The organism is Aeromonas sp. R5-1 (genome assembly GCF_040908265.1).
Lineage (GTDB): Bacteria > Pseudomonadota > Gammaproteobacteria > Enterobacterales > Aeromonadaceae > Aeromonas > Aeromonas caviae.
Genome location: NZ_JBFODJ010000057.1, coordinates 1 through 9780, shown reverse-complemented (window position 1 = coordinate 9780; position 9780 = coordinate 1). Strand labels below are relative to the sequence as shown.

General features: G+C 60.5%; 9 protein-coding genes and 6 pseudogenes. 3 read left to right on the top strand and 12 right to left on the bottom strand.

Features of this window, described 5'->3' with window-relative positions:
- Window positions 1-247: pseudogene (locus AB5Y64_RS09085) on the bottom strand (hypothetical protein); the annotation flags it as partial.
- Window positions 248-305: 58 nt separating this feature from the next.
- On the opposite strand from AB5Y64_RS09085, the gene AB5Y64_RS09080 reads away from it, so the two are divergent.
- Window positions 306-668, top strand: coding sequence for a hypothetical protein (locus tag AB5Y64_RS09080; RefSeq protein ID WP_161470679.1), 363 nt, complete (start codon window positions 306-308; stop codon window positions 666-668).
- Between the two features lie 16 nt (window positions 669-684).
- Here the strand turns inward: AB5Y64_RS09080 and AB5Y64_RS09075 are convergent, their stop codons facing one another.
- The 11 genes and pseudogenes from AB5Y64_RS09075 to AB5Y64_RS09025 form a co-directional block, all read right to left on the bottom strand.
- The gene (locus tag AB5Y64_RS09075) at window positions 685-2298 is read right to left on the bottom strand and encodes an IS66 family transposase (RefSeq protein WP_103857963.1); all 1614 of its coding nucleotides are present in this window, start codon (window positions 2296-2298) and stop codon (window positions 685-687) included.
- Between the two features lie 48 nt (window positions 2299-2346).
- Complete coding sequence (gene tnpB / locus AB5Y64_RS09070) at window positions 2347-2712, bottom strand: IS66 family insertion sequence element accessory protein TnpB (protein WP_041205730.1); 366 nt, start codon at window positions 2710-2712, stop codon at window positions 2347-2349.
- Window positions 2712-3014: a hypothetical protein gene (locus AB5Y64_RS09065; RefSeq protein ID WP_103857964.1), complete on the bottom strand. Its 303-nt coding sequence runs from the start codon at window positions 3012-3014 to the stop codon at window positions 2712-2714. The genes tnpB and AB5Y64_RS09065 overlap by 1 nt, the downstream gene beginning before the upstream one ends.
- 248 nt (window positions 3015-3262) lie before the next feature.
- Complete coding sequence (locus tag AB5Y64_RS09060; protein ID WP_368203649.1) at window positions 3263-4057, bottom strand: cobalamin-binding protein; 795 nt, start codon at window positions 4055-4057, stop codon at window positions 3263-3265.
- Between the two features lie 61 nt (window positions 4058-4118).
- The gene (locus AB5Y64_RS09055) at window positions 4119-5051 is read right to left on the bottom strand and encodes a cobalamin biosynthesis protein (RefSeq protein WP_368203647.1); all 933 of its coding nucleotides are present in this window, start codon (window positions 5049-5051) and stop codon (window positions 4119-4121) included.
- A 26-nt stretch (window positions 5052-5077) separates the two neighbouring features.
- Window positions 5078-5770, bottom strand: coding sequence for a 5'-methylthioadenosine/S-adenosylhomocysteine nucleosidase (gene mtnN / locus AB5Y64_RS09050; protein WP_368203646.1), 693 nt, complete (start codon window positions 5768-5770; stop codon window positions 5078-5080).
- Between the two features lie 100 nt (window positions 5771-5870).
- Entirely contained in the window at window positions 5871-6629 is a 759-nt protein-coding gene (locus AB5Y64_RS09045; protein ID WP_124245080.1) for an ABC transporter substrate-binding protein, read from the bottom strand.
- Between the two features lie 142 nt (window positions 6630-6771).
- Window positions 6772-6888: pseudogene (locus AB5Y64_RS09040) on the bottom strand (ZIP family metal transporter); the annotation flags it as partial.
- Window positions 6889-6911: 23 nt separating this feature from the next.
- Window positions 6912-7028, bottom strand: a pseudogene (locus AB5Y64_RS09035) (ZIP family metal transporter); the annotation flags it as partial.
- Between the two features lie 23 nt (window positions 7029-7051).
- A pseudogene (locus AB5Y64_RS09030) lies at window positions 7052-7168 on the bottom strand (ZIP family metal transporter); the annotation flags it as partial.
- Between the two features lie 23 nt (window positions 7169-7191).
- Complete coding sequence (locus AB5Y64_RS09025; protein ID WP_128345017.1) at window positions 7192-8121, bottom strand: ZIP family metal transporter; 930 nt, start codon at window positions 8119-8121, stop codon at window positions 7192-7194.
- Window positions 8122-8416: 295 nt separating this feature from the next.
- On the opposite strand from AB5Y64_RS09025, the pseudogene AB5Y64_RS09020 reads away from it, so the two are divergent.
- Both AB5Y64_RS09020 and AB5Y64_RS09015 read left to right on the top strand, forming a co-directional pair.
- Window positions 8417-8989, top strand: a pseudogene (locus tag AB5Y64_RS09020) (MCP four helix bundle domain-containing protein); the annotation flags it as partial.
- A 92-nt stretch (window positions 8990-9081) separates the two neighbouring features.
- A pseudogene (locus AB5Y64_RS09015) lies at window positions 9082-9780 on the top strand (IS4-like element ISAs18 family transposase); the annotation flags it as partial.

Here is a 9780-nt window from a genome sequence, read left to right as displayed (position 1 = left end):
AGCAGGGTGATGGTGGTGGTGTGTTTGGAGACAGCCAGTTTACCAGCACCCTGTCTGTCAACTTCCACTTCCCCAAGATCCCGCGAAGAACCAAATTTATTCCTAAATCAGGTGCGGAATGTCGGATGAAACCGTTCGGAAAACGCCAAGCGAGCAGCGCGTTTTCGCACTGCGCTTCAGTGCCATAGTCCTTGAAAAAATCAAACAGGCTGTAGCCTTTCTGGAATTGGACTTTGCTTTTGGCCATGATCTCGCACCTCAGTAACTGTACGTAAGATCAGTATAGCTCGTGGTGACTGCTAATCATGGGTAATCAGGATCAAGTATTAGAAGGTGAATTTTATGAGGATAAGTTACTGCTGATACACCAAAGCTGGCACCAAAAGGTCGTGCCATTTTTGATGGAGCGTCCCCATATTCAACAGAACTATCTGCTTTATCATGTCTACCACAACCAGTTCCCAGCGGGGTATGACTCCCCACAAGTAGCCTATCAGGTTCTCATTGCGGACTATTTCTTGCTGCGCAGCTATTTATCCTTGATCGCGATGGATGAAGAATTGCTTACCGAAAAGAATGTTACAGATTTGTTTTATAGCTACCATACACTTCGCCAACACAATTCGAAGTTTTTGACCGTATTGGCGCAAGGCCTGCAACAATCGTAAGCGCCGCTAAATCGACCTACTTGCCTTCGTTGTATTGCGCCACTTTTTTTGCAATGGGCTCCAGCGGGACGTTCCATGGTAGCAGGGCTTCGAGTTTTTCCAGGCTATCGGCCTCGCCGATCTGCGCCAGCACATGGTTGATATACGCTGATGGCTCCAGGTCATTGGCTTTGGCTGTCTCCAGCAGCGAGTAGCAGGTTGCACTGGCCTTGGCGCCTTGCGCGCTGTCGGCGAATAACCAGGCCTTGCGCCCCACGGCGAACGGGCGGATTGCGTTCTCCGCCAGGATATTGCTGATGTGCAGATCACCCCGCTCGCAGTAGCCGACCAGATAGGGCCACTGCCCCAGCGTGTATTCCATCGCCTTTCTCGTCAGCGAGCCTTTCATCACCTTGCCGACGTTATTGTCCAGCCAGGTTTTGAACTCCGCCAACAGCGGCATGCTACGCGTCTGCCGTGCCTGATAGCGTTCGGCATCACTGCGCTCCTTCTGCTCCCGCTCGATGGCATAGAGTTTACTTATGTACCCCAGGGCTACATCGGCCTTGCTGGCACCGGGCTTGCTCTTGCCCTTCGCAACGGACGGCGTGGCCTGGGTCGCTTCGATGAATTTGCGCCGCGCATGATCCCAGCAGCCAATCCGGGTGAGACCGCTCTGTTTGCACACCTGGCTATAGCCAGAATAGCCATCGGCTTGCAGTACGCCGCTAAAACCGTCCAGCAGGCGCACAGGAACACTTCCGGCGCGCGACGGATCATATTCAAATAGCACAGAGGGGCGGCCCGGCGGACCACCGCGGGTCACCCACATCCATTTGTCCGATTGCGCAGTTTTGCCCTCCTCTTTGAGCACCTGGATCCGCGTCTCGTCGGCTTGCAGGTACGTCGCGTGGTTCTGCTCCTCGCGCAGCAGGTTCATCAATGGCTGGAACACCTCATCCAGCCGGATGATCCAGTGGGCCATGCTGGTGCGGCTCACCTCCTGCCCCAGGCGCTTGAACATCTGCTCCAGACGGTACAGTGGCAGGCCATCGGCATACTTAGAGGTAATGATGTAGCCCAGCAATGACGGCGTGGCGATACATTTGCCCAGCGGGTGTACGGGGCGGTTGGCCGCGAGGATCACCTCTTCGCCATCACGCTCGAACACCGCCTTCTCTTGCCAGATCTCCAGCACCTTGAGTTGAGCCGGAATGAACTGCAACTCCTCTTTGACCTTGGTAAAGAACACCTTGCTGGCCCCGGCTTTCTGCTCATCGCTGAGGGTGAGTTCGATGCGCTCGCGCAGTAGTGAGGCGGAGAAGCCACGTTGACGCGGCTTGGCCTTTGCTTCGGCAGTTTGCGGCAGGTCATCGGGTAACTGGGCCAGCAGGGCGTCCATGTCCGCTTCCAGCTCTGCCTCATCAAAGAGCTGGAGCTGATGGAGTTTCTCGCTGCTGGCGGCAAAGCGCTGGATCCTGCGCAGACGCAGCAGCTCTTCGAGTAACAGGATATGGGCGTCACGCCGCTGGATAGCCTCTTCTTTTAACGCCAACTGTTGCTGAAAACCCGCAATAACCGCCAACAACTCAGCGGCGCTAAGGCCACTGAGTTCAGGTGATGGGGTGAGGTTTTTCGGCGTCATTTTCATGAGGAAATTATAACAAAAACAAGGCGGTAAAGCACGAGGTTGGCGGTATTAAAGCGTCTCATAATGCAGTGTTTTATGGCCCTGCATCAAGGAGATATCGTAGCCATCGAGCAACCAGTTTATCTGCTCGGAAGAGAGGGAGAGTAGCTCATCGGCAGACGATGGCCACTTGAATTTCTCCTCGGCCAGCGCCTTGTAATAGAGCACAAAGCCGTTGTCCTCCCACATCAGACACTTGATCTTGTTGCGGCGGCGATTGGTAAAGGCATAGAGGGCACCGGTGAACGGGTTGTGCCCCAGTTGCTGCTCGACCAGCGCCGCCAGGCCGTGGGCCTGTTTACGAAAATCGATAGGAGCCCGATAGAGGTAGATCTGCGGCATGGTCAGTGCCGGACGCAAGTAACGAGGGCGCATTACAACTGCCTCATGATAGCGCCGAGCAAATCGATATTGCCCGGATGTAACCCGGAGAGAGTGATCCCGTTGGGTAAGGTGAGCGTCAAGCCGACTTCGTTCGTGACAGGAACAGGCATGGCTACTCTGACAAAGCCAGGAAGAGAGTCCGAGTCTACAGGCTGTTCGAGCTTTTTACGCCAGTAAGCAAACTGGTGATAGACCAGTGCCTGGCTTTTGCAAAAGGCGTGGCCGGAGAGGCCGGAGTCAAGCCAGGCGGTGATCTGCTGTCGCCAAAAATCAGCACGTTCTTGAGTGGTCATAGTGAAAATCCAGCGAAGAGGTAATGGATTTCAAGTGTGACGAGCTGATTTTGGGAAAAAAAGATGCCGATTCAAGGGCGCTTACCAACAATCAGGGTTGGCCAGTGATATTACGCTTTATGCGCTATTAAAGACTGGCCCTGATTAATGTAGGGGGAATATTGATTATCTCTATTATGGTAGAACCAGTCTTCCCTTTATCTATGACGGATAGATGTGATTCTGAAAGTTGTTAATCCATTGCTCGGTCATTGATTGCCTGGTAATTGATCTGCTTGAGAGGTCACCGTTGATAGTGTTATCGCCTCGCATATCTGCTCCACCGCGTTGAGGGCGCGGGGGGTGAAGCGGTGCAGTTCATCGGCGTTGATGAGGGCGAGCCGCTGGTGTTTGACGGCGTCCAGCATGGGCCACTGCCGCCAGTGATCCAGCACGGAAGGATCCCGGCCGCCAGCCAGGATAAGCCCGGGATTGGCCTTGATCACCTGCTCCAGCCCGACCTGGGGGTAGGCTGCTCCCGTCGTCGCCATGATGTTGCGTCCGCCGCAGAGGGTGATGGCCTGCCCCGGCCAGGTCGAATTATTGACGCTGGTGAGCGGCGGGTACCAGAGCTGATAGAAGACAGACAGGGGCTTGGGCTCGCCGTAGCGCGCCGCCAGGGCGTCGAGCCGGGTCAGATAGGCGCGGGCTTGCTCGTCGGCTCTGGGCGTGAGCCCGAGAAGGTGCCCCAGGCTGCGCATCTCGGTAGCCAGGGAGGCAAAGTCGGTGGGCTCCGAGTAGAAGACGGGAATGCCGAGGCGCTCGACCGGGCCCAGCATGCGGGCCTGGGCGGAGCGCCAGGCCACTACCAGATCCGGCTTCTGGGCCAGCAGCGCCTCGAGGTTGATGCTGCGATAGTTGGCCACCCTGGGGAGGTTGGCCACCTCGGCGGGGTAATCGGAGGCATCGTCGGTGGCGACCACGCGATCCCCGGCGCCGATATCGAACAGCAGTTCCGTCAGATGGGGAGTGAGGCTCACGATGCGCTGCGGCGGGGTGGCCATGGCGCACAGTGAGGTGCCCAGCAGGCAGACAAACAGGCCCAGGGCACGAAGGGAAACGCGATCAGCCATGATTGAGCTCCATCCATGTCAGGAGCAGCGAGAGCCCGAGCCAGCCCCAGCCGGTCAGTTGCAGACGCTGCAGCAGGCGCAGGGGCAGGTTGGCATCGGGTTCGCTCCCTTCATTAAATACCGGAAAGCGCACCAGCTGGCCCTGATAGTAGCGGGGGCCGCCGAGTCGGCTGCCCGTCGCCCGGGCCAGCAGCGCGAGCAGGACCCCCATGGCGGGATGGGGCCAATGCAGCGCAGGCCGCACTCTGTTGCCCAGTCCGCGCACCTGGGTCAGGCACAGGGGGAGCGCCAGCAACAGGATGGCGGGGGCGCAGAAACCCTGATAGAGCGCCGCAGCCGGGCGGCCGAAGTGGACGAACGCGCTTTGCTTGGGGTTCCACGCCAGATGGGTCAACTGGGCGAGCCGCACCAGCAGGGCACCCTGTACCCCGGCCAGGGCGAAGCCCAGCAGGGGGGCGGCCCACTGACCGACGAGGCGCAGTACGCAGGTCTCGCTCACCGCCTTGTTCAACCCCATCACCGAGAGCTTGCCGGTCTCCCGCTTGAGCCAAGGGGCGACCTGCAGCCTTGCCACGACCAGCGTCTCCTGGGTCGCCAGGGCGCGGCTCCCCCGGGCGAGTTCCCGCAAGGGGCGGGATTCGAGCATCAGCAGCAGGAACAGTAGGTCGAACAGGGGCTCGGACAGGGAGAGATTGCGCACCGCCCAGAGACCGGCAGCGCAGGGCACCCAGACCACCAGCAGGGCAAGGAGCCCGGCCTGGCTCTGCTGGCGTGGCGTGCCGTCGGGGCGATAGACCTTCTGGCCGAGGCGGGTGAGCAGAGACACGGCTGCGCCGGGTCGAAAGCGTGCGGGCCAGGGCAGCAGGGCCTCCAGCAGGGCGGCCCCCACCATGATGGCCGCCGTCGTGGAGGCGAGGGCGGTCATCAGGGCATCCCAGGAGGGGGCGTCGATCACAGCTTGCCGAGCAGCGCGATGATCACTTCGGCGGAGTGTTGACCCGCCACCTCGATGAAGGCATCGAAGGATTCCACCTGCTCCTTGCCGGCGATATCCGACATGGCCCGTACCACCAGATAGGGCACCTTGAACATGTGGCACACCTGGCCGATGGCGGCCCCTTCCATCTCCACCGCCAGCATCTGCGGGAAGTCGGCACGGGCTTTCGCGATGGCGTCCGGTTTGCACATGAACTGATCACCGGTGCAGATGAGCCCGACCTTGGTCTGGTGCTTGCCTTGCTCGGCAATGCAGGCTTGTGCCAGGGCGATGAGTTTTTCGTCGCAGGGGAAGGCGGGGGGCTGCTGGGCCATCTGGCCCATCTCGTAACCGAAGGCGGTCACGTCCACGTCGTGGAAGCGCATCTCGCTCGCGATGACCACGTCACCGATGTGCAGATCCTGGGCGAAGCCGCCGGCAGAACCGGTGTTGATGACGCAATCGGGAGCGAACTTCTCCAGCAGCAGGCTGGTGGCGACGCTGGCGGCGACCTTGCCGATGCCGGAGCGGGTCAGGATCACCTCTTTACCGGCCAGCTTGCCCTGATAGAACTCGCAGCCGCCCAGTTGCAGGGTGGTGGGCTCGCTCAGCTGGCTGCGCAGGAGGGCTACTTCCTGCTCCATGGCGCCGATAATACCTACTTTCATCATCTACCTCGTCTCGATGGCCGCTGGGCCGAAAAAGTTGGCGTGGATGATAGCAAAACTTGGCGGTGGCGCCGAGCATTGCGATGGCGCGGATGGGGGGTCAGGGGTAGCGTCTGGCCAGGGCGGCCAGTTCACCACTGTCTGCGAGCCGTTGCAGGGTGTTGACGAACAGGGTCAGGCGCTCGGGGGCACTGTGGCGATGGAACAGGATGTAGAAGGGAGTCTCTTCCATTACGGTGGGGAGGATGCGGATCTTGTCGGCCAGCCCCTGTTCGCGCAAGTCGGACTCAAACCCAGGGGAGCGGTAGTAGACGAAACGGCCGCGCTTCATCAACAACTTCTCGTAGTTGGCCTGGTTGCTGATCCCGCCGCTGTCGATGATGAGGCCGCCGATGTCCTGGAGCCGGGCGATGGCGCCGCTGCCATGGTTGATGAGGATGATGCCCGCCTGGCCGAGGGCCCTGACATCCTGCCAGCTGCGTATCTCGACGGGATCGTCACGGCGCACCGCCAGGTGGTAGCGCACCGTGAAGATGGCGGGGGTCAGGACGATGAAGTGATCCCGCCTGGCCGGGCTCTCCCCCACGCCGCAGATGAAGTCCAGCTGGCCGTGCTGCACCTTCTTTTCCAGCCGTCGCAGCGGCAGGAAGCGCTGATCTCCCTCAATGCGAAGGGCAGGCTCCCTTGCTTCCATGAGCCGGAAGAGATCGACGCAGATCCCGCCGACATGCCCGTCGGGGAGCGTCACGTACTTGGGGGACGACGCCTGCTGCGCGGCGGTATGAAAGACCTCGGTGGCGCCAATGGCCCTGGCGGTGAGGACAAGCAGACACAGCAGCAGGATTATCCTGAGGGTCATCCGGGCAGGCTTCCGATGGGATTCAGGCGCCGTACATCAACCAGTCAAAGGGCGCCGGGGGCTCAACATTAGGCGATTTCCCCCTCTTATTTCAAGGGGGGCGCGCTGTCGTCACTAGGCGCACGGGGCTTGAGGGGGGTGATCAGCCGAGCGCGGTGTCGAGGGTCATCATCAGGGCGAAGCCCGCCATGAGACCCAGGGTGGCGTGGGTCTGGTGGCCGTTGCGGTGGGTTTCCGGGATCACCTCGTGGGAGACCACGGGTTGCATGGGGCATCGGCGTTTCATCCCAGGGCTGTATCCAGTGTCATCATCAGAGCGAAGCCTGCCGTCAGGCCCAGGGGGGCGTGGGTCTGGTGGCCGTTACGATGGGTTTCCGGGATCACTTCGTGGGAGACCACGGGTTGCATGGGGCATCGGCGTTTCATCCCAGGGCTGTATCCAGCGTCATCATCAGGGCGAAGCCTGCCATCAGGCCCAGGGTGGCGTGGGTCTGGTGGCCGTTGCGATGGGTTTCCGGGATCACTTCGTGGGAGACCACGGGTTGCATGGGGCGTCGGCGTCTCACCCCAGGGCTGTATCCAGCGTCATCATCAGGGCGAATCCGACCATGAGGCCCAGAGTGGCGTGGGTCTGGTGGCCGTTGCGATGGGTTTCCGGGATCACCTCGTGGGAGACCACAAACAGCATGGCACCAGCCGCGAGCCCGAGGCCGATGGGGTAGGCGATGGCCATGCCGCTGGCGAGTCCTACCCCGAGCAGGGCGCCGAGCGGTTCCAGCAGGCCGCTGCCGATGGCGACCAGCACGGCCACCGGCGGGCGAAAACCGGCTGCGCACATGGCCAGCGCCACCGCCAGTCCTTCGGGAATGTCCTGCAGGGCAATGGCGGTCGTGAGGGGCAGTCCCACCGTCATGTCCCCCTGGGAGAAGCTGACCCCGATGGCCATGCCTTCGGGCAGGTTGTGCAGGGCGATGGCGAAGACGAACAGCCAGACCCGTGAGCAGCTCTCATGGCCGGGACCACAGGGGCCGGTCTTGTCGTGTTCGTGAGGGGTGAATTGATCCAGTCCCAGCATCAGCAGCACCCCGAGGGTCATACCGGCCACCACCACGGCGGCGGCGAGGAAGCCGTCACCCGTGATCCCCTCGGCGGCCTCGAGCCCCGGCAGCAGCAGGGAGAAGGCGCTCGCCGCCAGCATCATGCCGGCGGCGAACCCCAGCATGGCATCTTCCACCCGTTGGGGAACGGCGCGCAGGAACAGGGCAGGCAGGGCGCCCAGCGCCGTAGCGGCAAAACCCGCAGCGCCGCCAATGAGGCCATAGCGTACCCCGGCCGTGATCTCTCCTGCTGCCAGCATGACGAGACTCTGCACCAGGAGCAGCAGCACGGCGACCAGGGCGAGCAGCAGCCCCAGGGCGATGAGGGGGCGATCCGCTATCTGCTCGCGCAGTTGGACAGACCAGGAAGGGGAGAGGGTCGATACGTTGTCCATGGGGCCTCTGAAGACAGGAATGGGGAGAGACGAGCGGCCATTACATAACCTGGCCCCTGCTTTGTCCATGACGACGGACCGATTGTGGCAATCGGCTCAAGTTTTGCGTCGAGCTGGTCGCTCCTGTGCTGGCAGCCTCGTGGCGGGCACAAGGCCCGGCGTGGGGCGAGCGGGAAGCAAGGGATCCCCTCTCTTCGCTCCCATCGTCATTTCCCGTCAGGAGTCTCGGGTCACCGCTTACACGGATGTGATCATTGTGTCACTGCACATCTGCAGTCGAGGATCACCAGCCAACATGTCTTACAAGCATCTCTCCATCGGCAAGAAGATTGCCGCCGTCTTTGCGGTCATTGCCGTCATCAACGCCGTCTTCGGCCTGTTTCTCGCCACCGAACTGCGGGACATTCGGGATCGGGTATTGAACTTCACCGACTCCACCCTGCCAAGCGTGCTCTCGGTGGACAACTTGCTCTACGACGTCTCCTATGTGCGCCGTGCCCAGTTTGCCCTGCTGATGGTGGAAGATGCCGTCGACAGGCAGGTTCGCCGCGCCCGCATCCAGGAGAGCCTGGGCAAGGTGCAGCAGGTCATGGATGCCTACGAGGCAACCGTGGGGGCCGAGCATGAACGCCAGGCCTTCAACCGCGTCAAGCAGCAGTGGCTGCAATATCTGGGGGCCGTCAACCAGGTGGATGCCCTGTTGTTCCAGGGCAGCAGGGATGAGGCCAGGGAGGCGCTGTTTCGCTCGAACGGGCTCTACACCGAGCTGGAGCTGGCGGTGCGTGCCCTGGTGAAGGTGAATCTTGGCTTTGTGGAAGAGAACCGTGGCAGCCTGCTTGGCAGCGTCACCATGGTGATGACCTTTGCCGCTTAACCATCCCCTCATATGAGCGAGGCGTGGCGCGGCTTCTGAGGTATGATCGCCATCCTTGACCAGCTAATACCCAACAGACTATCCCCATGTTTAACCACGAACTAATCCTCAACCACATCGACGATATATTTGGACAAGACATGCATGCCAAGCGTGTTCTTTCCCTCGCCAATGCTACCCTCGGGGTTATCGAGTCAGGTTCACTGGCCATCCACGCCATCGGTAGTGGCCTCTCCTTGGCCAACGGTCTCGAACGTAAACATGCGGTTAAACAGGTGGATCGCCTGCTCACTAACACCAAGCTCAATGTCTGGAGCCTCTTTGACGATTGGGTGCCCTATGTGGTCGGTGAACGTACCGAGATCGTAGTCTCCATGGACTGGACCGAATTCGATGCCGATGATCACAGTACCTTGGTTATCAGCCTGCAAACCAACCACAGTCGCAGTACTCCGCTGCTGTGGAAAACCCATCGGAAATCGTTGCTCAAAGGGCAACGCAATGCCCATGAGAAAGAGCTGCTCACCAAGCTCAAGCAGACGTTGCCAGAGGGTATCTTCGTGACGGTAGTCGCTGACCGCGGCTTTGGTTACATGGAGCTGTTCGAACGCCTGGAGCAAGAGCTAGGCTTTGCTTATCTCATTAGATTTAAAGGAAATGTTTTGGTTGGTTACCCTGGTGTAGAGCAGGTTCCAGCTCGGGACTGGCTAACGCCGACCGGGCGCACCCGAACCCTCAAAGCGGTGGAGCTAACTGGGCAGCGACAGCCTGTCGAACGGGTCTAT